Here is a 22884-nt window from a genome sequence, read left to right as displayed (position 1 = left end):
CTCAACCGACGCGGGTGAGCATCTTCACGTGCGGGATCCCGGCTTCCAGGTAGTCCTCTCCCACCCGAACGAATCCGAAGCGCCCGTACCACTTTTCGAGGTGCGCTTGCGCGGAGATCTCGACCACCCCGGGGTATGCCTTCAGTGCCGCCTCGACGAGTTCGCCGGCATAGCCGCGTCCACGCCCCTGAACCGCGGTTGCGACGCGGCCGATGTGGACCGTGTCCTCGACGAGGACGCGGAGAGTAGCCAATACCTCTCCGTGGTCGTCCTGTATCCAGAACAACTCCGTTGTCGCCAGTAGGTCCGCGCCATCGAGTTCGACCTCATCGACGATCTTCTGCTCGTGCACGAACACTGCAACGCGAAGCGCCATGATGCGGTACAGCGTGCTCGGCTCTACGCCGGCAAGTGGAGCATGGTGAAGGGAAGGCATTGGTCCGTTTCGCCAGAGTCGATCTCGATCGTCACACCGCAAGCGGCACAACGGTTCCCGGTGCAGCGTCGTTGTATCGCGCCGTGATCTTGTTCAGTTCCAGCTGGTAGTAGAGGCTCTGCAAGCCGAACACGAAGGTGAGTAGCAGGCCGACGATCGAGCTGCACGTCGGCTGGAGGCCGGCCGCGCGTTGGGCGTCGGCGATGCGGTTTCCGGTGTTGTAGTAGCTGATCAGCGGAGCGATGATCGTCCAGCCGAGCAGCAGTAGAACCAGCAGCGGCCCGGCGACGGGGGCATTGACTTTGCGACGGTCGAAGTCGGCCATCTCGCGGTGAATGAGGTAGTACCAGACGAAGTGGTAGATGCCGAGAGTGATGAGCGGCAACAGGATCCAGACGACAACGGGATTGCGCCGCTTCATCGCGCTTCCTTGGGTAACCGGACCGGTCATGATGCTCCCAACCTTGTCGAACGGGCTGCTCGTGGACCGGACAATTCTCGCACGTCGAGCGGTATTGTGGGCTCCACGCGGCATCGGCCCACACCGAATGTCAGCGCGGTGGGACCAACAAGTGAACTCTCTCGACAAGGCTCAGTGCAGTGCCGGCGTCCGCGCCCTCGAATACTGCTTTGTGGATCCCTCGCATCGCACCGGTGATCAGGTGGGCGGCAGCGACGATGTCTGTGTCGCGGTCGATTTGACCGGCCTCTGCGGCGGCACTCAGTAGCTGGGCGATCGCGTCGACGAAACTGTCGTGCCAGCGTTCTGCCGAGCCCTCGGATCTCGGTACTCCGAGATTGCGGAACAGCACATGGGTACGCGGGGTGTCGTAGATGCTCGCGGCCGCGATGCGAAGAAATGTCTGCAATTGCTCGAGTGGGGTGTCCGGCCACGTGGTCGCAACCGACCTGTCGTGAATACGGTCTATCAGCACGCTAGCGGCGTCGTCGACTGCGGCTTGGAAGAGCTCACGTTTGGTGGGGAAGTGGTGATATGCGGTTCTCAGTGCGAGACCGCAGCGAGCAGCGACGGTTTCGATCGTGATGTCTGCGTAGTCGTCGTGACGCAGCAGTTCCTGGGTGGCCTCGACCAGTCTGGCCGGTGCGGGCCCTGGATCGTCGGTGGGCGACGACCCGGCCCAGCGATAGAGCGTAGTGGTGTGGATGCCCAGTGACGTCGCTACGGCCGCTGGGGTTTCGGCACCACCGAAGGCGCGCGCTACCGCTGCCTGCCGATCGGCGAGTGTGAATCTGGAGACCCTGGCCATGTTCGTGACACTACATTTCGGTGGGAGAGTCGGGAAAATGTCGCGTTCGGAGTCGAACTAGCGAAGCATGCGATCGAGGGCGGGTAAGAGAATCCGCGCGGGGACGAGACCCGCCGCGATGGCTTGAACGGTGTTTCGCCGACCCGAGATCACCTGCGGTCGAGATCGTTTCGCATCGAGTGCGCGCATTGCGGTGGCCACGACTTCGATCGGTGTTTGGTAGGTACCGGTCGCTGCGGCGGATTCTCCGATGACATCGAAGAATTCGGTGCGGGTCGGGCCAGGGTTGAGTGCGAACACTCTGACTCCGTTTGGTGCCGATTCGTACCACAGGGACTGACTGAAGCTCAGGACGAAGGCTTTGGCGGCCGCGTACACAGCGAGCGACGGTACGGGCTGGAAAGCAGTCGTGCTGGCCACGTTGACGATTGTCCCGTCCCTGCGGTGGATCATGTCCGGGAGGAACGCCGAGCAGATGTCCACGACAGCGCGGATGTCGACGGCGACGAGACGTTCGAAGTCGTCGGCATTGCCGTCTGCGAAGGGTCCCTGTACGGCGAACCCCGCATTGTTGACGACGAGATCGATCTGCTCGGGCACCAATTCACGCAAGAGGCGGCCACTCGATTTTTCCGACAGGTCCCAGGCCACTGTGCGGCAACGGATTCCGTATGCCTGCTCCAGCTCCTTCGCCAGAGCGGTCAGTCGATCTTCTCGCCGTGCGACGAGTACGAGATCGGACCCTCGTGCGGCCAGCGCCCGAGCGAACTCGGCACCGATTCCGGAACTCGCGCCGGTGACCAACGACCGGCCGGGGCGGAAGTTACGACCTCGGCGGATCATCGGTTCGACCCGACGGTCGTGCGCCCGAGCTCAGCGGCCGAGCGCCGTGCGAACTGTTCGTACGACGTGGGAGCGTGCCCGAGCAGCGTCGGGAGAACTTTCAGGTCTCCTGCCGGTAGGCCGTAGCCGTCGTAGTGGGTCATCATCGTGCGGTATGCCGTGCGTGCGTCGGCGGGCCAGTTCTTCATGTCACGCGGATTGGACGCAGCCTGGGCACCACGAACGAGGTGGCCGACAGACTTCAGTTTCGTCGAGAGCAACGCGTGTCCGACGACCGAGGCGAGCGCGGGCAGCACCGTCAGTGAGTTCGTCAGCGACGACGGCGGGATCCGAATGGCAGTTACCTTGTGGCCGAGCACATCGGACCAGATCTCTGCCATCTCGTGACGCGTGAGCTCGACGGTGGACAGGTCGTAGACGCGACCGGTGTGCGGCGATGGGTCGATCAGGATGTTCGCTGCCGCTTCGGCGACGTCGGCTACATCGACAACGCCCATGACACTGTCCGGTGACACCGGGTACGGCATCACTCCGGCCTGGAGAAATTCCCACACTTCCAAGTAGTTCTGCATGTAGTGCGACGGCCTGAGCACCGTAGTGGGAATTCCACTGTCTCGCAGCATCCCTTCGGCGATGTCCTTCTGGTGATGGTGCGTCAGTTGATGCAGGTTCGGATGGATTACGGAATGGAAAACAATGTGCTTCAACCCGCTTGCCGGTCCCACTGCAATCAGGTGATCGATGATCGGCTTTTCGTCGATGATCTGCGTCGGTGCAGCGTGGTAAAGGACGTCGGTCCCCGCCAGTGCGGTATGGAGCGTGTCCTGAGACCGAAGGTCACCTACGACGACCTCGGTGGCTCCGTCCTTGCGGGTGGTCTCCGCTTGCGCTGTGTTCTTGACTACCGCCCGAACCGGCACTTTCTGTGCGGCGAGCTGTCGAACGAGCAAGCGGCCGACACCACCCGCGGCACTGGTCACTGTGATCATGAGGCCTCCTCGACGTTGAGCTCGGCGGACGCTGAGCGTTATGCAAATATTGCATATCAAGTGCATATAACGCAAGAGGCTCTACGTCGAGAGCACTGAATTTGCGAAGCAGAACTGAAAAATCCGGTGCAGCTGACCGCGCTCAGCGCGGTCAGCTGCACCGGATTCTGTGTGTAATCCAGCGTGCAGGCCCTACTCGGTCGTCGTGTGTGTCGACTCCGGTGCGCGTTCGGCCGGCTGCGGTTCGATCGATCGCCGAGACCAGTAGCTGGCGAGTAGTGAGCCCGAGACGTTGTGCCACACCGAGAAGATGGCCGCGGGCAGGGCTGCCGCGGGGCTGAAATGCACCGATGCGAGCGCCGCGGCCAAGCCGGAATTCTGCATCCCGACCTCGATGCTGATCGCGCGTCGGCTGGCGACGTCGAGGCCGCACGCCTTGCCGATGCCGTATCCCACGGCGAGTCCCAGCGAGTTGTGCAGCACGACGGCCAGGACGATGAGGGCTCCGATGGACAGCAATGTCGGTGCGCTGGCGGCAACGACGAACAGCACCACCGCGGTTATCCCCGCCACCGAGATCAACGGCAGCGCGTCGAGCATGCGGTCGATCGCAGCGGGAAACAGCAGGCGCAGAACAACTCCCAGTACGACGGGAATCAGCACGATCTGCAGGATCGAGACGAACAGCCCGCCCGCATCGACCGGCAGGAATTCGCCGGCGAGCCACAGCACGAGCAGCGGCGTGAGAATCGGAGCGAGCAACGTGGACACCGACGTCATGGCCACCGACAACGCGGTATCACCCTTGGCGAGGTAGACCATCACGTTGGACGCAGTGCCGCCCGGAGCCGAACCGACCAACACCATGCCCGCGGTCAGCGCAGCAGAGAGGCCGAGCACGTTGGCGATTCCCAGACCGAGCAGCGGCATCGCGACGAATTGTGCGGCCACGCCGAGCAACAGTGCCCACGGTCGTCGGGCAACGACCGCGAAGTCGGAGAGCCGCAACGTCATTCCCATGCCGAGCATGATGATCGACAACAGCCACGGAACGGCCGGAGTGCCGCCGCTGAACGTATCGGGAGTGATCAGGGCCAGCGCACCTGCCGCCACGACGATCAGGGCAAACCACTTGCCGGTGAACTCGCTGACGGATTTCAGCTTGGGCACGCGGAGTCTCCTGTGCGGTCGGGGCACTCCCCAGGGCGGGCGCGCAACCCACCGAGCGTAACCGCAGCCTCGACAGGCAGGTCTCCACGTCGCAGGACTCTCGAATAGAACAAGACCGAGCGGCCTTGTTCTGGCAGTATCAACCTTTACGTGAACCGCTGCCGGCTACAACCGAAGGACGACGAACGCATGACGTCACCGTGAACAAGCTCTCGACGGTGGCATTGCTGATCCTGCTGGGCGCAGCCGGGACGTTCAACGGGATGTCGTTGACCTCCGACCCCAGTGGGCGGTCGTTGGGGTTGAACGTCGGAATGCTGCCTAGTTGGCACACCTGGGACTACCGCATCTCCGGGTTGTTCGTGCTGTTCTTTCTCGGGCTCGGACCGTTGATCTGCGTGGCTGCCGTGCTCGTCGACGCGTCCGAAGCTGCGGTGTACGTGGCGTTTGTGGGGTTGGTGACCATCGGGTGGGTGGTGTGGCAGATCGTCGTACTCGACATCCACGCGCCCCGCGCTCAAGTCCCGCTCACCGTGTTGGGGGTCGCGCTGGCTGTCCTCGCGATCGGCCAATTCCGCACACGTGCCCGCGATCGCAGCCGGCAATAGAGTCACAGACCGACAGCGCCGAGCAGGGCTGCCCCAGGATCGACGACCGCCACGATGGCTGCGATCAACAGCAACGCCATCACGATGGTCATCACCGTGCCGAGCGATCCGAGGACGACGAACATTCGGCGGTGAGCACCGTCCATTGATCTGTAGCGTCGGAACGCGATCACTGTCCCGGTAGCGACTACAACGATCACCACGGCGGTAGCTATTATCACCGCCCAGTTGTAGTGCTCGACCTGCGCCAGCAGCTCGAGCAGGGGAGGCCTGGTGTCTTCGCTCTGCACACCGTTCTCGATCAGCGACTGTGCCGCGCGCCCGTCCGCGTTGTCATCCGAGAGCATCGGAAGCAGCGCGACCACGGGTGCAACCGTGGACTGAATGTTGAGCACAGCCAGGAATACCGAAAACATCGAGAGCACAGTCGCACTGGCGGCAGCGATCGTGTATCCCATACCGGCTGCGAGAGATCGCCTCCACAGAGTCGCCGCGAGCAGACCGAGAACGACGGTCAGCAGAACCGAGATGACGATCTTGATTGCATGCCACTCGAACCAGTAGTTCACCATCTCCGCCAAGCCGGGAGGATAGGTGCGAACACCGCTACCCCAGTATTCGACCAAGCCGCGGCCGAGCAGCTCACCCATCACGGATTGATCCTGGAACTGGGGATACCTGCCGCGCAGCAACGCGGCCGGGCCCAGAACGAATGCGGCCACCAACGCCGCTCCGGCGCATGTCAACACAACGATCGTGCTGCGGCTTCGGGTGACGGACACATTCGTCGGACGAATCACGGGTGAGAGTCAATCACCGGGTACCCCCGAGCGCATCCATCTGCAGTACTACATCGAGACCGACGAGCCGCAGTTGTTGCATCGAGTAGAGCGCCAATTGCTCAGGAGTCGACGTCCGATTGCCGGCCGCGCCGGACTCTGGCAACAGTCACCCCGGCCAGGATCACCCCAGCGAGCGTGAGGAAGTCGGATTCGGTCAACCCTCTGTCGGCGTCGACCACGTACAACACTGCGCCTTCGATAGGGGCGTTGAAGAACAGCCACAGGACGGAGGCAACGCTCAGCGATATCGCTGCGGACCACGAGGGCTTGGCCAGACACCATGCGGCTGAGGCGAACACTGCGTTCATCAGAACGAGTGAGTGGAACGGATCGGTAGTCGGCACCGGTACATCATGACCGAATGCGGACGGTCAGGTCCTAGTCTGGTTGCGTGCACAACGAGAATCGGGGCGAAACCAACCGCGAACTTCTCGAATTGCTCCTGACGAGTGTCGCCCTTGTTGTCGGCGGTGCCCTGGGTGTTGTGGGGGCCGTGTGGGCGCTGAGAGTGGCACCGGATCTTCCGTCGATCTTCGCTGTGCCGGTTCGAGATCGAGGCGCGAGTGCGCCTGATGTACCTGTAACTTATTGGCTCACCTGGTTGATTCCGCCGATTGCCGTGTACGGCTGCTACGGACTGATCGTGTGGGCTGCGCGCCCGTCGACTTGGGTGAGTGTGTGCGCCGTTGGATCTTTCACTGCGGTCTACGGACTTCTGGCCTCCTTGTGGATTTCCATTGATGTGGGCGGTTTTTCGCCGGGTTAGACGAGGACGGAATCGTCGGATCCGTGGTCGATCGTGAGCAACGGCATGTAGCACCCCGAGCCTCGGTCCCTGCTCGACCTACCGATCTGCTCTTCTCGTTCTACCGGCACTCAGCGGCCGAGACCGTCCTGACAGCGAGGAATCGATCCGAGGTCGGTGACGGCAACCTGGGCGTCGGTGACGGCAGTTGTCACCGGCTGGCAACGGGCCGACGCGGTGGCGAGGGCGAGGACCGCAGAGACCAGCGCGGTATCGCGTGCCGTCGTGATCGGGCCGGAAGCGTCCGCATCGGAACCGCCGGACAGCTGCTCACCTGCGTCGATGCCGATCCTTTCGATGACGTCGTTGACGGCTGATATGCATTGGGCGAGCACCCCGAGGGCCCAGTACAGGTCGGCACCGACCAGAGGTGCTCGAGATGCGGATGTCGTCGCTCGGCGTAGGTGATCGCGTGCGTCGGAGAGTTCGTCGGTGAGGGGATGCCCGCAGCCGTCGGCGGTGGAGCTGCAGTGCTGTCGCGTCGTCATGCCGAAATCCGTCCGTAAGGGAGTAAAGTGGTCTTATCCGGTTACGGTAGCGACAGGAGGTAAGGGGTGCAAGCCCTTTTGGACGATTACATCCAGGGTGCCGCGTTCGCGACGGAACTGGTGAACACGTCGCCGACGGTGTGGGTGGTCGCCGGCGACCAATTGAGCGACCCCCGTGCCCTGCAATCGTTTCTCGTCGCGAACGGCGTCGACACGGCAGTGCTCGACGAACGCGATCTGGAAGAGGTACGGGCTCTTCGTGAGCGCCTGCGACCGATCGTCGACGCCCCGTCACCGGGTGAGTTGGTCGACCTCACGCATGAGCTGCTGTCGACGGTTCCGCATCACGTCGAACTCGTCGAACTCGTCGGCAATGTCTGGCGCTGGCAAGTAACAACCGAGGGCATCGTCACGGTGGCGCAGGAATTGGCCGTGTTCACGGGCTACGCCCTGCTGAGCGCTCTGCGCATGCTCGGGTTCGAGCGATTCCGCGCGTGCGCGTCACCGACGTGCAATGGCGTGTTCGTCGATGTCAGTCGTGGCGGCCGACGTCGCTATTGCATGCCGGACCTGTGCGGCAACCGAATCAACGTCGCCAATCATCGCCAGCGCAGAAATGCGCTCGGCGACAAGTGATTACACCCTGTTGGTGACGCCGGAGATCAGGTCGATCAGTCCATAGGGCGATTGTTCCCCGAGGCACAGGTCGAGCGTTTCATGTGCCTCGATTGCCACCGCTGCACTTCGGGCGAACATGGCCTCCTCGAAGTCGGGCAGAGCTGCGTCGAAGTTGTTGCGGTTAGCGGCGATCGCGCGACCGAGTTCGGCACCGTCGAACATTGCCAGATTCGCGCCGTCTCCGGATGGAGGCATCAGGTGCGCGGCGTCGCCCAGAAGTGTTACTCCCGGGGTGTGTTCCCAGCGGTGGTCATTGGGCAGCGTGAAGATCCTCCGGGGAACCAGCGCGGTCTCCCCGTCGGTGATCAACGCCGTCAATTCCGGTGCCCACCCATCGAACTCGGCTGCGACCGTTGCTTTGGCGGAAGCCGCATCGGTGAAGTCGATCGCGTCGATCCAATCGGCGCTGCGGTTGAGCTGAACGTACGTGTGCAGGATGCCGCCGACTTCACGGTGCACGGTGAGCCCCTTACCCGGGCTGAGGGCGAACAGTGCGCCACCGCCGACTGCGCGGGCGGTGGCGGGGTGACGTGCGTCGACGTCGTGGAGGTAGGTCTCGATGAAGACGGTTCCCACGTACTCGGGCGTGGCGGCGGAGAGCAGGGATCGGACTCGTGACCACGCGCCGTCTGCACCGACGAGCAGATCACTGACTGTGGTGCTTCCGTTCTCGAACTCGATTTCGTGTTGCCCGTTGCCCAGTGGGCGCACGGAGGTGAGCTTGTGCCCCCACTGAACGGTGTCGGCCGGCAGTGAGTCGAGCAGAATGCGTCGCAGGTCCCCGCGCAGCACCTCCGGTCGACCTCCGGTGCCGTCATCGGGTTCGTCGAACAGAGCCTCGCCGTTCGGGTTCAGTACGCGTGTCGCTTCGCCTCCCTCGTGAATGATGGCGCGGAACTGTGCAGTGAGCCCGGCCGCGGCAAGCGCGATCTGCCCGTCGTGCTCGTGGATATCGAGCTGTCCGCCCTGTGTGCGAGCGTCGGCCGTGGCGTCGGCCTCGTACACCGTGGCGGCGATTCCGTGAACGTGCAGTACCCGTGCCAGAACCAGGCCGCCGAGTCCTGCGCCGATGATCGTGATGGATGTGCTCATTGATTTCTCCGCCCGTTGTTGGAACGCTGTTCCAAGCAAGAATGGAACAGCGTTCCAAGGATGTCAACTGGGGCAGAAATGGGCGTGGTGGACTTCGGCCGGTTCAGCCGCGGTCGATGCCCGCCAGGATGATGTCGAGACCGGCCTGAAACTGCTCTCGGTCGTCGTGGCCGGCGAATTGCGACGCGATCCGGGTGAGGAACGGATAGTCGCCCGTTTCCGTCACCGCTACGCGTGTGGAGTCGAGAAATGCCGAGCGGTCCGTCACCGTGGCGGCCAGTTGCATGCCGGCATCGCGCTGACTTGCCACCCCGATCGCGTGGAACAGAAGCACGGAAGCGGCGTCGAACTGCGCACTGTGCGGAACTCCGTGTGCGTCGAGTTCGGTGCCGATGCGGTCGAAGAGATGCAAAACGGCAGGCTGCCACTGAGCGGCGGAGAGTTGCGTGGCCACCCATGGTCGCGTGGTGATCAAGTCGAACACTCTCATCATCAGTCCGCGAACACCGGGTTCTGCCGCACCGTTCTCGGGCGATGAATCGAAGACCGATGCCATGACGGTTTCGGCCGATGCCGCGAGCAGATCATCCCTGTTGCCGACGTGGTGATACAGCGCTCCGGGGCCTGTCGACAGACGTGCGGCGAGGGTGCGAAACGTCAAAGCGTCGGTGCCACCCTCATCGAGCGTCTCGATCGCTGCCTGCACGATGCGTTGTTTCGACAGAGCATCGGAACGTCGAGCGGATGCCGGCTTCCTGTTCGTCATGCGCAGATCCTGCCACAACTGGAACGTTGTTCCATGCCTGATGCGGGCGATTCCAGGTGGGCCGAGTCGTGCTCGTCCCGTAGGGCAGCGCACGCCATGTCGATGGGATTCCGCGACACAGCCGCAGGGCTCATCTGATGTATGTCAGCGTGGACATGACGTCCGCAGGGATTGTCCGGTAGTACCCGAATCCCGCTGCCCGTCGGCAGCCGTCGAGCTCGAAGGATACGAGGGAGCGGCCCGAGCCGTCCGGCCTGCGCAATTCGGTCGACGCGACGCGGGTACTGCTCTGATTGCACGCCGGCGCGAAAGGCGCGTCCACAAGGGATCGGATGACCGATGCGCTCTGCGCTCTGCTCAGCGTCGTCAGCGACCCGGCCACGGAGATGCCGGCGTCCGGTGGCGATTCGACCGTCGAAGCCGGGACCGTGCACAACTGCAGTTTGTCGACATCGTCTATCGGAGTCACCAATGATGGAGGAACCGGACCATCGGACGACTGTTCGCGTTCCACAGCGGCAGCCACGTCCTCGGGTGTCGTGTTCTCGAATCCGCCTACGTACGGACTGGATTCGCACATTGTGGTGTATCGATCGTCATAACCCGTCGTGTGAGACGACCGGGAGACCTCGGTGAGATCGGCGAGTGCTTCGATCGGCGTGTTCTGCAAACCACACGGGCTCGCGGGCCATGCGGGACGGAACGCCTCGCCGGAGTCGTTCACGAACCACAGGCCGACTGGCGGATCCATCGCGTACATGCACGACGCCATGACGCCGTCGGGAAAGCGCTCGGAATCCGCTGAGAATGCAGAGTCCACGGCATCGATGTTGCCCTCGAGCCGTACCGAATCCACTGTCATCGAGCCGGATTCGTCGGTACCTCGCTCGCATCGCACAACCGCGACCGGCTGGAATGTCGCCGGCGGGTACCCCGGCTCCGGGGCATCGGACGTCAGCGCTGGATCCCACGGCCCCAATCCGGTCAAAGCCGTGTAGATGTTCAGGGCCAGACAATCGGGGGAGGAGACAACCTTCGCTGTCGGGGGCCGATAGGAGACGCTGTCGGTAAACGGGTTCAGATTGCTACACGCCCATGTGGTCGCGACGACGAGCCCCATCAGGAGTAGGCACGATCCGACGCGACTCATGTCGGAAGAGTAGTCGCACAGAACGCTCCACCCGAGGCCTCGGGCGTGGGGATTCCTCCACTGAGAACGCCGGAGTGGAGCAAAAACTGCTCAGCTCTACGAACCCCGAACCACGTCGTATGCCGGCTTGGCGCTGAAGTCCGAGCGCAGTAGTCCGTAGTTCTGTTCGGAGTCGGCGGGGTCGGTGCCCGAGTCACGCAGGGAGTGCACGAAGACCGGGCCCACGTAGGGCAGCGACGACGCCTTGGCCAGGCTGGAGCCGATGATCGCGGCCTGTGCATCCTCGGTGACGGCCATGGGACCGTTGCCGGTGGGTGCGCCGAGTTCGGTGATCCAGATCTTCTTGCCGCCGTCGCCGTTGGCCGCCATCGTGCCGTAGGCCTGATCGACCTGTGCCCATTGACCGTTGGGGTCGTTCTCGACGGTGAAGGGGAAGGTGTAGGGGTGCATGGCGACGGCGTCCATGAATCCGGCTGCTCCGGCGGCGTACATCTGCTGCAGGAAGGTCACCGGCGCGACGGTCCAGGCACCGGCGTTGATGGTGGTCGCCAGTCCGGCACTCAGCACGGTGGCTCCGGCGTCGGCGTTGTGGATCGCGGGGTACGCCGCGCGCAGCATGTTCGTGTACCGGACGGCGTCGACGGGTGCGAAGAAGGTGGGGATGTTGGGCTCGTTCCACACCTCGTAGTGGTCGACGCGCCCACCGAGGTGCGCCGCGGCCGCGCCGGCGAATGCACCGAAGGCATTGGGATCCAACGGAACTGCACCGGGCAGTGGTGAGGCGATGCCGCCCTGCGCCCATCCGGGGGTTCCACCCAGCACGGCCAGTACCGAATAGCCCTGCGCCGTCGCCGCGTTGATCACACGATCGGTGTTGCCCCAGTCGAATACACCCGGTGCTGTCTCGATTGCCGCCCAGTTCACCACGACCCGGACCCACGATGCACCGATGTCGCGTCCGGCACCGAGTTCGTTGTTCAGTGTGGCGTCGTCGAGCGTCAGAAACGGTGCGCCGCCAGTGAAGCCCAGGCCGGCAGGCGGTGCCGCGTGCGCAACGGGCGTCGAGAGGCCGACGGCGATCGCGGCGGCTGCGGCAACGGTGAGCAGACGGGAGCGGAGGGTCATGGCGATCATCCTAAGGTGCTCGTCAGCGGTGCGCTGATCAGTGCTTCGACGGTGGAATGGGGTACACGGTCGTTCCAGCGGGCGGTGTTCAGCTCGTAGATCCGCTCACCTGCCTTGACGGCGGCGGTGCGGTCGAGCAGGTAGCGGCGGCATTCGGCGACGAACTGCTCTGTGTCGTCGAAGGTGGGCAACTCGAAGATGGAGTCGAGCGATCCGACGGCCGCCGAGGTCCCGACGACGGGTAGGCCCTTGCTGGCCGCGTCGAGGATCTTGACGCGCACGCCGCCGCCGGTGGCGACCGGGGCGATCAGCGCTCGGCACGTACCGAGGAATTCCTGCAGATCGTCGACGAAGCCGAGATCGCGAACTCCGGCCGGGTAGACGGGATCCTTGGCACCCGGGGCCTTCGCGCCGATGATGCACAGTTCGGCACCGTCGATGCCCGCAGAGATCGCCGGCCAGTATTCGAGCGCGATCTTGAAGGCCTCCTGATTCGGCGGCCAATCACGAGTCCCCATGAACACCAAGCGCTTCGCGGTCTCGGACAGGTCCAGCTGCGGCGCAGGTTCGAGAGTGAGGTCGATCCACCGAGCGTCGCGCACACCCTTGCTCCGGTACATCTGCGCCTCGTCGGCATCGTAGGTCCCGACGGCGTCTGCCGCACGGGCGACGCGAATCTCGTCGCGCAGGATGCGAGGTGCCTCGATACGGCCGATCACGCCGCGCGTCACCTTCCACACCTGCGACTCGGTGTTGACGGTGTTGATCGCGAACGGCGACCCCAACTTCGACGAGCGGAGGAACGATTCGGCCATGTAACTGTGTTCGGCCACATACACATCCGATTCGGACGCGTCGATGGCATCGCGGAAGGCGTCGACGTCGTAGCGTCCGTGCACCACCGAGCGCGTCGGCCGCATCGACTTCATCAGCAACCCTGCGTCCACCTTGGGCTTGGGGACGCGCACCACGTCGGGGGCCACGTCGGTCTCCTTGGACAGGCAGATCGAACGAACCTCGAACGCCTCGCGGGCGAGCTGCATCATCAAGCGAGACAGTGCGATATCGCCGCCGTGCTCGGTAACGGGGTCTTTGGACAGCAGGAAGGTCGCGCGTCTCATTGCGTCACTTCTTCTTTCACCGCATCGCGGTACAGGGCGCGCATGAACCAGACGAGCAGTACGGCGTCGGTGACCACCGAGGCCACGGCCGCGCCGACGGCACCGAAGGGGAACAGGCACAGGACGAGAACCATTTTCAGCGGTGCCAGCGTCGCTGCTGCCAGCACGCGGGTGCGGTCGCGGTGCTGCAGGTAGAGCACCGTGGTGAACACGTGGTTCATCACTCGCATCACCACGAACAACGACATCACCACGAGTGCACCCGCGATCTGTGGGGACGCAGGCGTCAGGAAGAGCAGGAGACCGGCTACCAACAGCAATGAGCCGGCGGCGCAGCCGAGCACCGCGGTGTGCTTCAAGGCCGGTCCGGCGCTGACGAGTCCGTCTGCGGCGCGCAGCTTCTCGTGGAAGGTGTTGCCGAATGCCTGACCGATGAAGGCCACCGCCCAGGCCGTCACTGCAGCGACGGAGTAGTAACCGGCAATCGTGGAGTCGGTGAGGAAACCGAGCAGCAACACGTCGCCTTGGATGTAGACCGCGTTGGCGAGGTTCTCCGAGAACAGCATCGACATCTCGCGCCAGGATCCGGGGACACTCGGCGCTGCGCCGCGCGTCCGCACCGCGGCCATCACCGCGATGACGAAATACGGTGCGGCATAGAGCAGGCTGGCAACGGTCAGCGTGGCATCGGGAACGGCGAACAGGTACGCCGTCGCGAGCGCGATGGACGTGGCCTGGCGTGTTGTGTCCAATCGCTGGGTGAGGTCGGGGCGGCCGTCGCGCAGTGCCCTGCTCTTGTAGGCATTGAACGCCAGCTCGCCGCCGCCGATAACCAGGGCGAACCAGGCGATGTAGTTGACCTGTACCAGGCACAGGCCGCCGACGATGAGAACTGCACCGGCGAGCATGCGAGTAGTGCGCTCACTCAGAAACTCTCGTTCGCTCACACGAATCGAACGCACGGTGAAGGGGTGATCCAGCGGTGCTGCGATGATCGCGGCGAGGGCGAAGGCCATCGCATACTGGCCGTAGTCGGAGATCCCCAACTTGGCGATCAGCGCGATGGTCCACAGCAGGCCGATGCCGCGGCCGCCGTAGGTCCACAGAGCAGCAATTCCGGCCTTCAGCAGATTGGCGTTCATTGAGCCGCCCACACGGAGACGAAGTCCTCGACGACGAGGTCTGCGGTGTGAGAGATGCGCAGCGCCTCGACCTCACGTCGAAGTTTGCCCAGCGCAATCGGATCGGTGATGAGGTCGGCGGTGGCGTCGGCAAGTTCGGCGACACCTCCGTCGACCACCAGGGCTCCGCTGTCGGACTCGGCGAGTGCGCCGACCTTCAGGCAGGTCACCGGAGTCTGATACGCGATTGCCCGCGTCACGACCGAGGACGCGGGGAATGCATCTCCGTACACACTCCGTTTGCCGTAGGGCAGGACGAGTGCGCGGATGGAGGCGAAGAAGGCGTCCTCGTCCGGTCCGTTCACCTCGCCGAGAATGTCCACACCGTCGACGGGGTCGAGCAGTTCGGTTCCCCGGCCGGCGATGCGGATCGCGATGTCGCGGGGCAGGCTGTCGCGGAGCTGCTGGATCTGATCGAAACCTTTGCCGCGATAGACCAATCCGAAGAGTCCGACCGCAAGGGGTCGCTCCTCGGCGGGAGTGATGTCGGGGCGCGCGGGAACGAAGAGGGCACTGGCCTTGGCGGTGGCGTCTGGATACTCGCGCGCGAGTGAGTCGGCACCGGAGCGGGTCAGCGCGAACAGCGTTCGGCTACCGGCAATCCGGCGTTCGAGGGCCCGCCATCCCGACCGAAGCGGGTAGTGCAGGCCGTGATTGAGCACTTTCTTGCCCGCGAGGAATTTGGTTCGTGCGGGCCACCAGACGAGTCCTGGCGGGTCGTGCACCGTCGCGGTGACAACCAGGTCGCCGGTGAGTCGGGCGGTTGCCCAGAACGGCATCACCGAGCCGCCGCTGAGTTCGCAGTGCACGATGACGCGGCCCGGATCCGAGTCGACGAGTTCTTGAATTGCTCTGCGGTGACGCAGAATATCGCGCACCGAGTGCGATCCTGGTCCCTCGTGGCGATACTCGATCACCTCGGCGAAGTGTGGCCGAACGGCGTCGGCGAAGTCGTCGGCATAGTCGCCCACGCCGCCCACCCCGGATCGGGGGGCGACGTAGACGAGTCGGCAGTCACGCAGGATCATCAGTAGAACAGCGGCCGATACTTGGGGCGGTAGGCGAGTGCCTTGGGGTCACGCATCGCTCGCACCTTCGCAGGTACACCGGCCACCACCTCGAGTTCGCCGACATCTGCGCGCACCATCGAGCAACCACCGACGACGGCACCGCGGCCGAGGGTCACACCGCTGAGAAGGGTGCTGCGACTGGCGATCCACACGTAATCGCCGATGACGCAGGGCTCGAGGATCGGTGTGAATTCGGGGGAGTTGTGATCGTGGTACCCGCCGATGATGTGGGTGTCGCTGGCGATGACGACGTTGCTGCCGATGGTGATTCCGCCGCGGGCGTCGAGCATGCACCGGAACCCGATGGCGCAGGCGTCACCGATGGTGAGGCCCTCGGGATCGAGGATGGTGGTGCCGCGGAAGATCGAGGTGTCCTTGCCGATCGTCGCACCGAAGGCGCGCAGGAAGTTCTGCCGAATCCAGTGCGACGGAATGTAGGTCACGATCATGTTGAAGCCGAGGGTGCCGATGCGATTGCGCAGCTTCCGCTTGAACGTGATGTCCTGCATCTTGTAGTTCGACACGTCGTAGAGCTCGTTCTCGGGCTTTTCCACCGCTGTCATGCTGCAATCTCCTCCGTCATGTCGAACTCGATCATTGCGCGGACCACCTGATCGAACGTCTTCGTCGGTTCCCAGCCCAACACGTTGCGGGCCTTGGAGGCGTCGCCGACCATTCTCGCCGAATCGGTGGGTCTGAGCATCTCGGAGTCGCTGCGCACGTACTCACGCCAGTCGTCGATGCCCACCGCCTCGAAGGCGGCGGCCACGAAGTCGGCGACGCTGTGGGCCTGCCCGGTTGCGACGACAAAATTGTCGCCCTTGCCGTACTCGGCCATCGCTGCCATCGCCTGCACATAGTCCGGAGCCCAGCCCCAATCGCGCACCGCCGTGAGGTTGCCGAGTTCGAGCGTGGACTGGCGTCCACGCGAGATGGCGACCGCGGCCTTGCTGATCTTGCGAGTGACGAAGGAATCCGGTCGCCGCGGTGACTCGTGGTTGTAGAGAATGGCATTGGTTGCTTCGAGCCCTCGTGATCGATACACATCGACCATGTGGTGACTGAGCGCCTTCGATGCACCGTACGGCGATGTGGGTGCGATCCGGGTCGCCTCGCTCTGCAGCGAGACACCGGATCCGGCGAAGATCTCGGCACTCGATGCATTGATCATCACGATCCGCTTTCCCGACGCCTCCTGGTGGGTGAAGCAGGCGTCGAGCAACGCCGCTGCAGAGACGCCGTTGACCCTGGTGGTCAGTACCGGGTCGTTCCACGATCGCCACACCGAGGAGATGCCGGCGAGGTGAAAGACGTAGTCGGGCTCGATCTCTCGGACCAGACCCTGTACCGTACCGGTCTCGCTCAGATCCACCTCGTGTCGTGCGACGAGCGCGTCGATCGAGTCGCCATCGTCACCGGGCTTGGAGACGCCGTGCACTGCCCAGCCGCGGCCGAGTAGCAGTTCGGCGAGGTAGCTGCCGTCCTGGCCTGCCACTCCGGTGATCAAGGCGGTTGGGTGTGGCCCGGCGTTCACGCGATCTTGACTGTGTCGGGGGACTGTTCGGCGAGGTCGTTGCGCACCATCATGGCCACCAGTTCGGGGAAGGCGACCTTGGGCTTCCAACCAAGAGCTGCTTGGGCTTTCGACGAGTCGCCGACGAGTAGGTCCACTTCGGCGGGCCGCAGGAAGCGTGGATCGATCTTGACGTAGGGCTCCCAGTCGTCGATGTCGACGGCAGCGAACGCGTGGTCGAGGAGTTCGCGAATCGAGTGGGTCTCACCGGTGGAGATGACGTAGTCGTCGGCCTCGTCCTGTTGCAGCATCAGGTACATGGCTTCGACGTAGTCGCCGGCGAAACCCCAGTCGCGCTTGGCGTCGAGATTGCCCAGCGAGATCTCGCTCTGCAGACCGAGTGCGATCCGCGCGACGGCCTGGGAGACCTTTCGGGTGACGAATTCCGGTCCACGCCGGGGTGATTCATGATTGAACAGAATCCCGGAGCTGGCGTGCATGCCGTAGGACTCGCGGTAGTTGATGGTCATGTAGTGGCCGTAGACCTTGGCGACACCGTACGGCGATCGGGGCCAGAGCAGTGTGTCCTCGCGCTGGGGTACCTGCTGCACCTTGCCGAACATCTCCGAGCTGGATGCCTGGTAGAAGCGAACCTGCTTGCCCGCCACCTGCTCGTACAGCCGCGTCGATTCGAGCATGTTCAGCACTCCGCCGCCGGTGACGTCGGTGGTGAGGCGGGCGTTCTCCCAGGAGTACGCCACGAAGGAGACGGCTCCGAGGTTGTAGACCTCGTCGGGGTCGGCCACGGCGAACGCACGCATCAGCGCGGACAGATCGAGAAGATCCCCGTGCAGAATTTCGACCTGGGGTAGTACTCGCTCCAGCATCGGAGCTTTCGGATTGTTCTGTCCGCGAAGCAGACCGAACACTTTGTACCCCTTGCTGAGCAGCAGCTCGGCGAGATAGAGGCCGTCCTGTCCGGTGATGCCGGTGATCAAAGCGCGCTTGGTCATCGCGACGCCGTCCTCTCGATTCGTTCTGCATTGATCTCGGATACTGCGGAAATGAGTTCGGCAGCGAAGCGTTCCTCGCTGAACTGCTCCACGTGCGCCTGAATCTTCAGTGGCTCCCAGGCCATCCGTTCGAGAGCGGTGACCGCGTCACGAATCGAATCCGGTTGTGGCTGATCGAAGTACACCCCTGACACGCCTTCCTCGACTGTGTCGAGAAAACCGCCCCAGCGGAGCACGGCGCTGGGCTTGCCGTGGTAACCCGCTTCGATGGGGGTCAATCCGTAATCTTCATAGCTCGCGGCGATCAAACCGTTACACCCCCGGTAGAGCCAGGTCATCTGTCCCGACGTCAGATCGCTGAGCATGAGAACGTTGTCGGACTTCAGCTTTCGCAACCGGTCGGCCTCGGGTCCGCGGCCGACGACGATCAACTTGCGGTCGGTGCCGGCGAATGCGGCCATGACCTTGTCGACGTTCTTGTACGGCAGCAGTCTGGAGATACAGAGGTAGTAGCCGGCGTCGTCGAGCCAGGTGGCGGCCTCGGGGATCGACTCCGGCGGCGCGGCCTCGACGGTGAACGGGGCAGGCACCACCGTCGACCGGATGCCGTATGCGTCGGTGATGCGCTGCTGTATCACGGTGGAGATGGCGAGGTAGCGATCCGCCGACAGTGCCGCTCGCCGGTCCCAGCGGCGCAGCGGCCACGAGAGCGACTTGAGCGCAATACGTTTGGCTGGGCTACGGCTCTCGCCCAGATACATCTGCGACTCGTACAACCAACGCGCAGGTGAATAGCAGTAGACGAGCTTGCGGCCGGAGGTGTGGAAACCGTGGGCCCAGCCGCTGGTGCTGGTGAGCACCACATCGGCGTCGATCTCGATGGACGAGGACGCGAAGGGCAGCAGTGGAAGTGCGGCGCGATGGTTCTTGCGCAGGAAACCGACCCGGTTCAGTGCCGACGGGCGAACGTCGAGTTCGGAGAATTCGGGGAACGTCGTCGACGGCTCGAAGAGCGTGGTGTGGATGGGGGCGTCGGGGAAGGCGCGGGCCATGGCGAGGACGACCTTCTCGGCACCGCCTCGTTGGGTGAGATAGTCGTGCGCAATCGCGACGCGGAGGCCGTCGGTCATATTGCCGCCCGAACTACTGTGGATGTAACCAGCTGTGACACAACACTATCCGTCTTCATGAGCTACCCATCGTGTCGGTCCGTACTCGAGTGGAGCTAGGGCATCCCGAAACGCCAGATGACGCTCCGGCGTGCGACGGTGCACGACAAGAGCGTCGATTTCAAGGCGTCCCCCGACGAGACGTGCGAACACTGGACATAATCCTGCCACGAAGAGTCATTCGTTCGCGCTATATGAATATCCGTTTGCGGAGGAAATAGATAGCGCAAAGTGAGGTGGTTCACAACGCAAAATAATTGATCGATAAAACGAAACCGCGCCTTTGCGCAGAGTTAACGTGGCCGCAATGATGGCACCGGGAAATGGGCGCACTGAACCCAATGAAAAGGGGCGTGCGGTTTGTGAATTATCGATCAGCTGATCGATTGAATTCAGCGGGTGACGGTCGCTCCGACATACGGTGTCCAGGTGATCGCGCCGTACTGGAACGTCACCCGTACGCCGCCGCCGTACTGCGGCATCTCGTCGCTCGTTGCGGGCCCCAGGGTGGGATCCCAGGCGCTGTAGATGCCGCCACCGATGTTGTGGGTACCACCGACGGCGGTGGAGAACACACGTAGGCCGAAGGGACTGTCGAAGTCCTGGTAGGTGCCGTTGAACGGCGTGGTCGGGAGAAATCCGGTGGCGCGGATCGATTCGGCCACGGCGCGGGGAACGGCAACGAAACCGGTGGGCATCTCGTAGAGAACCGCGTCCTGGCGGTACTGCGCCCACGTATCGCGAACGGGGAACACCGGTCCCAGTACCGCTCCGGAGTTGTTCGGAGCAGCAGCGAATCGGTTGTACTCGGCAGTGCGCGGGATGTTGTTCTGCAGCAGGCTCATCAGGCCCCACAGAGCCGGTTTGGCACCCCAGTTGCTCTCGAGCAGGCCGAACGTGTCTTCCGGATCATTGCTGCCGGTTGCCTTGTCGCGCATCGTGTAGAGGAAGATCGGCCCGGTGTACGGCAGCTCGCGCCACTTCTGGATGAAGTCGGTGATCATCGCGTTCTGCTGATCTCCCGACACCGCGGAGGTGGGAACGCCGTACTCGGTGGCCCAGATCTTCTTGCTGCCGTCGCCGTTGGCGACCATGGCCGCGCGCATGTCCATGACCTGCCGGGCCGGTGAATGCTCGACGTAGGGGCCCTCGGAGAACTTCAGTGAGTATTGATACGGGTGGTAGGAGAGGGCGTCGAAACTGCCTGCAGCACCTGCCGCATACATCTGGTTGGTGAAGTCGACGGGATTGACGATGCCCCATCCCTGTTCGGCTGCGCCGAGGACACCGCCGACGACCGTTGCGGCCGAGTCGGCTGCCTTGATCTTGGGGTAAGCGGCCTTGAGCAGGGCGGTGTAGCCGGCCGCGTCGGGCTGCGGCCCGTAGAACATCGACCCGTTGGGCTCGTTCCAGATCTCGTAGTCGGCAACCTTGCCCTTGTAGCGGGCGGCGACCTTGCCTGCGAAGTCACCGAACGCCGCAGGTGATGCCGGGCGGGTGTTGATGGGTTGGTTCACCGGGGAGGTCGCCCACGGCGGGGTGTACGCGATGATGCCCAGCATCGAGATGTTCGCTGCTCGAAGCTTGTTCACGACCCGATCGACGGCCGTCCAGTCCAGCTGATTCTGGGTGTACTCGACGGTGGACCACGGAATGGCGATGCGCATCGATGTGGTGCCCATTGCCGTCATGAATTGCACGGTGGTGTCCAACTCCGCGTCGGAGGCCCACAGCAATCCGCCGCCGTCGGAAATGCCGACGCCGGGTGGATTGGGGGCCGCGTCGGCGCGTGACGGGCCGATGAGGTGATCGGGTGAAGTGATGACGGACGTGACTCCGAACGAGAGCCCGGCAGCGACGATCAAAACGGTTGTCGCTGACATTACTGCGCGAAAGCCACCGCGAAAGTGAACCATCTTCAATTCTCTCCACCAGGGGGTCCGTACCAACATTCGACGGGCCGGTGCGGGAATCATTGCACCTCGAGCGCGCTTTTGTACAAATCACAAAAAGCGGACCGATAATTATGAAACTGCTGGTCGAGAACCTCCGGCCGAAAGCAAGCTTTTCGTTTTCGTACCCTCGACGTTGTCGCCGTCGGGCTTGGTTTCCGACGTCTTTTCCCACGCGTAGACGACGAATGCGAGCATCACGGAAAATGCTGTCGTGGTGGAGGGATTGCTGACGACGGGAAAGTCGAGTTGCAGCGCGACCACCGAGAAGCCGATGAAAGTGCCGCCGTAGAAGCCGAGTTCCCAGCGTCCCGATCGCAGCATCCGGTAGCCCACGACGGCACCGGCAACGAGAATTGCGATGAAGGCGAGGCCGGTGAAAATGCCGCCGCGGTAGACGGTCAACAGTGGCGAGTTGGCGACGAAGTTCACCTCGAACGCGGTGGCGGGATCGACGAATTCGGGCCGGCCCCAACCGAGGCCGAACAGCCAGTGGCCTTGCATGTGGCCGGGGAATTCGGCCAGTGCATCGCCGCGTGCGCTCGAGCCTGCGTCCTCGTTGCCGAAGGACGAGAAGACGCGGCTGCGCACGCTGGGTACTGCGAGCGCTCCGATGAAGGCCACTACGAATGCGCCGACGATCGCCAGGCGTTCCCTGGTCCGCAGCTGTTGGAACGCGAACATCAGTACTACGCCGAACACCACCGAGAACAGGGCCGCTCGCGACAGCGTCAGCACGATCGACAGGAACAGCAGAGCTCCGAGAGCGGTACGCAGGTATCCCCGCAACAGCAGGATGCACAGCATCAGCGCGAGGACGAAGCCGATTCCGGCGGCGTTGGGGTCGATGTACGTCCCTGCCAGGCGAACCGAGGTGGCTCCGGTGGGGCTGTAGACGAACCGCGTGCTCTCCTCCTCGGTGCCGTATCCCAGAATCGATAGGTAGCGAATGAGTTTGCCCGCGGGATCGCCGACGAAGATCAGCAACGCGAACGCAGCGGCGGCCGACGCCGCGTAGACGTAGATCCTGCCGAACATTGCCATTTCGTCCCGCGGCATTCGCAACAGGCACACCACCACAAGAGTGGATATGAGCCATTTACCGAATTCGAAGAAATCACCGAGTCCGGTTGCCATGACGACGACCGACAGTGCAGACAGAACGATGAGCGCAATGACGGTCGTTTCAGGCCATGTGATGCGGCTCACTGCTGTGCGGTGAATCACAGTGGCGAAGATGGTCGCGACGGCGAAGGTGAAGACCAACGGCGCGGGAGTGCCCGGTACGTAGCCGAACGGGAGCGCCCCCAAGCAAAAGGCAAGAGCGCGAGTCAAATACAGCGGATGACGTAGGCCGATGTACGCCCCCACGGTCAGCGCGACGAGGGCGAATGCCCCCAATTTCGCTGGAGTTCCGCCGACGATCATGGCGAATGTAACGAGAACGGGGATTGCCACGATGGCGACCCATCCGACCCGCTGCGTGATGCTCATGGGTTCTGATGTTGTCACGCTTTCACCTACTCGCAACATGTACGCCGTGCCGAATCCTTCGCTGCGCTTTATTCTTTGCCCTTGACCGTCGGTTATTCGATAGGAGCATTC

25 protein-coding genes are annotated in these 22884 nt (G+C 63.4%); 3 read left to right on the top strand and 22 right to left on the bottom strand.

What is annotated here, in order from left to right; all coding sequences use genetic code 11:
- Nucleotide 1: 1 nt before the first annotated feature.
- The 6 genes from CH295_RS06735 to CH295_RS06710 form a co-directional block, all read right to left on the bottom strand.
- Entirely contained in the window at nt 2-436 is a 435-nt protein-coding gene (locus tag CH295_RS06735; protein WP_094740148.1) for a GNAT family N-acetyltransferase, read from the bottom strand.
- Nucleotides 437-467: 31 nt separating this feature from the next.
- Nucleotides 468-887, bottom strand: a complete 420-nt coding sequence (locus CH295_RS06730; protein WP_094703074.1) for a DUF4234 domain-containing protein — start codon at nt 885-887, stop codon at nt 468-470.
- A gap of 100 nt (nt 888-987) precedes the next feature.
- Nucleotides 988-1704: a TetR family transcriptional regulator gene (locus CH295_RS06725; RefSeq protein ID WP_094740147.1), complete on the bottom strand. Its 717-nt coding sequence runs from the start codon at nt 1702-1704 to the stop codon at nt 988-990.
- Between the two features lie 57 nt (nt 1705-1761).
- A complete protein-coding gene (locus tag CH295_RS06720) occupies nt 1762-2547 on the bottom strand; it encodes an SDR family NAD(P)-dependent oxidoreductase (RefSeq protein WP_094740146.1) in 786 nt (261 codons plus the stop codon).
- Nucleotides 2544-3536, bottom strand: a complete 993-nt coding sequence (locus tag CH295_RS06715) for an NmrA family NAD(P)-binding protein (RefSeq protein ID WP_094740145.1) — start codon at nt 3534-3536, stop codon at nt 2544-2546. The genes CH295_RS06720 and CH295_RS06715 overlap by 4 nt, the downstream gene beginning before the upstream one ends.
- Before the next feature lie 192 nt (nt 3537-3728).
- Nucleotides 3729-4706: a bile acid:sodium symporter family protein gene (locus CH295_RS06710; protein WP_094740144.1), complete on the bottom strand. Its 978-nt coding sequence runs from the start codon at nt 4704-4706 to the stop codon at nt 3729-3731.
- A 200-nt stretch (nt 4707-4906) separates the two neighbouring features.
- Here CH295_RS06710 and CH295_RS06705 point away from each other — a divergent pair, with 200 nt between their 5' ends.
- Nucleotides 4907-5314 carry a hypothetical protein gene (locus CH295_RS06705; RefSeq protein ID WP_094740143.1) on the top strand — a complete coding sequence of 136 codons (408 nt, stop codon included), beginning with the start codon at nt 4907-4909 and terminating at the stop codon, nt 5312-5314.
- A 2-nt stretch (nt 5315-5316) separates the two neighbouring features.
- Here CH295_RS06705 and CH295_RS06700 read toward each other — a convergent pair whose 3' ends face one another.
- Nucleotides 5317-6114, bottom strand: coding sequence for a hypothetical protein (locus tag CH295_RS06700; RefSeq protein ID WP_094740142.1), 798 nt, complete (start codon nt 6112-6114; stop codon nt 5317-5319).
- Between the two features lie 101 nt (nt 6115-6215).
- Entirely contained in the window at nt 6216-6500 is a 285-nt protein-coding gene (locus CH295_RS06695) for a hypothetical protein (RefSeq protein ID WP_094740141.1), read from the bottom strand.
- 47 nt (nt 6501-6547) lie between these two features.
- On the opposite strand from CH295_RS06695, the gene CH295_RS06690 reads away from it, so the two are divergent.
- Complete coding sequence (locus tag CH295_RS06690; RefSeq protein ID WP_094740140.1) at nt 6548-6922, top strand: hypothetical protein; 375 nt, start codon at nt 6548-6550, stop codon at nt 6920-6922.
- A gap of 110 nt (nt 6923-7032) precedes the next feature.
- Here CH295_RS06690 and CH295_RS06685 read toward each other — a convergent pair whose 3' ends face one another.
- Nucleotides 7033-7449 carry a hypothetical protein gene (locus CH295_RS06685; RefSeq protein ID WP_212556148.1) on the bottom strand — a complete coding sequence of 139 codons (417 nt, stop codon included), beginning with the start codon at nt 7447-7449 and terminating at the stop codon, nt 7033-7035.
- 66 nt (nt 7450-7515) lie between these two features.
- Between CH295_RS06685 and CH295_RS06680 the strand changes: the two genes are divergently transcribed.
- Nucleotides 7516-8085, top strand: coding sequence for a CGNR zinc finger domain-containing protein (locus tag CH295_RS06680; protein WP_094740139.1), 570 nt, complete (start codon nt 7516-7518; stop codon nt 8083-8085).
- Here CH295_RS06680 and CH295_RS06675 read toward each other — a convergent pair whose 3' ends face one another.
- From CH295_RS06675 to CH295_RS06615, 13 genes are all read right to left on the bottom strand, one after another.
- Nucleotides 8086-9219, bottom strand: a complete 1134-nt coding sequence (locus CH295_RS06675; RefSeq protein ID WP_094740138.1) for an FAD-dependent oxidoreductase — start codon at nt 9217-9219, stop codon at nt 8086-8088. It lies immediately after the preceding gene.
- A 103-nt stretch (nt 9220-9322) separates the two neighbouring features.
- Nucleotides 9323-9985 (bottom strand): TetR/AcrR family transcriptional regulator, encoded by a 663-nt coding sequence (locus CH295_RS06670; RefSeq protein WP_094740137.1) that lies wholly within the window; start codon nt 9983-9985, stop codon nt 9323-9325.
- 130 nt (nt 9986-10115) lie between these two features.
- Complete coding sequence (locus CH295_RS06665; RefSeq protein ID WP_094740136.1) at nt 10116-11135, bottom strand: hypothetical protein; 1020 nt, start codon at nt 11133-11135, stop codon at nt 10116-10118.
- A gap of 96 nt (nt 11136-11231) precedes the next feature.
- Entirely contained in the window at nt 11232-12260 is a 1029-nt protein-coding gene (locus CH295_RS06660) for a glycoside hydrolase family protein (protein WP_094740311.1), read from the bottom strand.
- A gap of 5 nt (nt 12261-12265) precedes the next feature.
- Nucleotides 12266-13381 carry a glycosyltransferase gene (locus CH295_RS06655; RefSeq protein WP_094740135.1) on the bottom strand — a complete coding sequence of 372 codons (1116 nt, stop codon included), beginning with the start codon at nt 13379-13381 and terminating at the stop codon, nt 12266-12268.
- Nucleotides 13378-14523, bottom strand: coding sequence for a polysaccharide biosynthesis C-terminal domain-containing protein (locus CH295_RS06650; protein ID WP_094740134.1), 1146 nt, complete (start codon nt 14521-14523; stop codon nt 13378-13380). Before CH295_RS06650 ends, CH295_RS06655 begins: the two co-directional genes overlap by 4 nt.
- Nucleotides 14520-15590, bottom strand: a complete 1071-nt coding sequence (locus CH295_RS06645) for a glycosyltransferase (RefSeq protein ID WP_252341935.1) — start codon at nt 15588-15590, stop codon at nt 14520-14522. Before CH295_RS06645 ends, CH295_RS06650 begins: the two co-directional genes overlap by 4 nt.
- Complete coding sequence (locus CH295_RS06640; protein WP_094635325.1) at nt 15590-16195, bottom strand: acyltransferase; 606 nt, start codon at nt 16193-16195, stop codon at nt 15590-15592. Before CH295_RS06640 ends, CH295_RS06645 begins: the two co-directional genes overlap by 1 nt.
- Nucleotides 16192-17166, bottom strand: a complete 975-nt coding sequence (locus CH295_RS06635; protein ID WP_094740133.1) for a GDP-mannose 4,6-dehydratase — start codon at nt 17164-17166, stop codon at nt 16192-16194. The genes CH295_RS06640 and CH295_RS06635 overlap by 4 nt, the downstream gene beginning before the upstream one ends.
- Nucleotides 17163-18158 (bottom strand): GDP-mannose 4,6-dehydratase, encoded by a 996-nt coding sequence (locus CH295_RS06630; protein ID WP_094740132.1) that lies wholly within the window; start codon nt 18156-18158, stop codon nt 17163-17165. Before CH295_RS06630 ends, CH295_RS06635 begins: the two co-directional genes overlap by 4 nt.
- On the bottom strand, nt 18155-19288 hold the full coding sequence (locus tag CH295_RS06625) for a glycosyltransferase (RefSeq protein WP_094740131.1): 1134 nt from the start codon (nt 19286-19288) through the stop codon (nt 18155-18157). Before CH295_RS06625 ends, CH295_RS06630 begins: the two co-directional genes overlap by 4 nt.
- Nucleotides 19289-19719: 431 nt before the next feature.
- A complete protein-coding gene (locus CH295_RS06620; RefSeq protein WP_252341934.1) occupies nt 19720-21210 on the bottom strand; it encodes a cellulase family glycosylhydrolase in 1491 nt (496 codons plus the stop codon).
- Nucleotides 21211-21351: 141 nt separating this feature from the next.
- Nucleotides 21352-22791 carry an O-antigen ligase family protein gene (locus CH295_RS06615; protein ID WP_252341933.1) on the bottom strand — a complete coding sequence of 480 codons (1440 nt, stop codon included), beginning with the start codon at nt 22789-22791 and terminating at the stop codon, nt 21352-21354.
- Nucleotides 22792-22884: the final 93 nt, after the last annotated feature.

Origin of the sequence: Rhodococcus sp. 14-2483-1-2, from assembly GCF_002259405.1 — a bacterium.
In the GTDB taxonomy this organism is placed as follows: domain Bacteria; phylum Actinomycetota; class Actinomycetes; order Mycobacteriales; family Mycobacteriaceae; genus Rhodococcoides.
This window is presented reverse-complemented; position numbering and strand designations above follow the sequence as displayed.

Bases quoted from the DNA above. Each gene is read 5' to 3' on its own strand.
- CH295_RS06735 (WP_094740148.1), bottom strand. From the start codon at position 436: ATGCCTTCCCTTCACCATGCTCCACTTGCCGGCGTAGAGCCGAGCACG.
- CH295_RS06730 (WP_094703074.1), bottom strand. From the start codon at position 887: ATGACCGGTCCGGTTACCCAAGGAAGCGCGATGAAGCGGCGCAATCCC.
- CH295_RS06725 (WP_094740147.1), bottom strand. From the start codon at position 1,704: ATGGCCAGGGTCTCCAGATTCACACTCGCCGATCGGCAGGCAGCGGTA.
- CH295_RS06720 (WP_094740146.1), bottom strand. From the start codon at position 2,547: ATGATCCGCCGAGGTCGTAACTTCCGCCCCGGCCGGTCGTTGGTCACC.
- CH295_RS06715 (WP_094740145.1), bottom strand. From the start codon at position 3,536: ATGATCACAGTGACCAGTGCCGCGGGTGGTGTCGGCCGCTTGCTCGTT.
- CH295_RS06685 (WP_212556148.1), bottom strand. From the start codon at position 7,449: ATGACGACGCGACAGCACTGCAGCTCCACCGCCGACGGCTGCGGGCAT.
- CH295_RS06675 (WP_094740138.1), bottom strand. From the start codon at position 9,219: ATGAGCACATCCATCACGATCATCGGCGCAGGACTCGGCGGCCTGGTT.
- CH295_RS06670 (WP_094740137.1), bottom strand. From the start codon at position 9,985: ATGACGAACAGGAAGCCGGCATCCGCTCGACGTTCCGATGCTCTGTCG.
- CH295_RS06665 (WP_094740136.1), bottom strand. From the start codon at position 11,135: ATGAGTCGCGTCGGATCGTGCCTACTCCTGATGGGGCTCGTCGTCGCG.
- CH295_RS06660 (WP_094740311.1), bottom strand. From the start codon at position 12,260: ATGACCCTCCGCTCCCGTCTGCTCACCGTTGCCGCAGCCGCCGCGATC.
- CH295_RS06655 (WP_094740135.1), bottom strand. From the start codon at position 13,381: ATGAGACGCGCGACCTTCCTGCTGTCCAAAGACCCCGTTACCGAGCAC.
- CH295_RS06650 (WP_094740134.1), bottom strand. From the start codon at position 14,523: ATGAACGCCAATCTGCTGAAGGCCGGAATTGCTGCTCTGTGGACCTAC.
- CH295_RS06645 (WP_252341935.1), bottom strand. From the start codon at position 15,590: ATGATCCTGCGTGACTGCCGACTCGTCTACGTCGCCCCCCGATCCGGG.
- CH295_RS06640 (WP_094635325.1), bottom strand. From the start codon at position 16,195: ATGACAGCGGTGGAAAAGCCCGAGAACGAGCTCTACGACGTGTCGAAC.
- CH295_RS06630 (WP_094740132.1), bottom strand. From the start codon at position 18,158: ATGACCAAGCGCGCTTTGATCACCGGCATCACCGGACAGGACGGCCTC.
- CH295_RS06625 (WP_094740131.1), bottom strand. From the start codon at position 19,288: ATGACCGACGGCCTCCGCGTCGCGATTGCGCACGACTATCTCACCCAA.
- CH295_RS06620 (WP_252341934.1), bottom strand. From the start codon at position 21,210: ATGTCAGCGACAACCGTTTTGATCGTCGCTGCCGGGCTCTCGTTCGGA.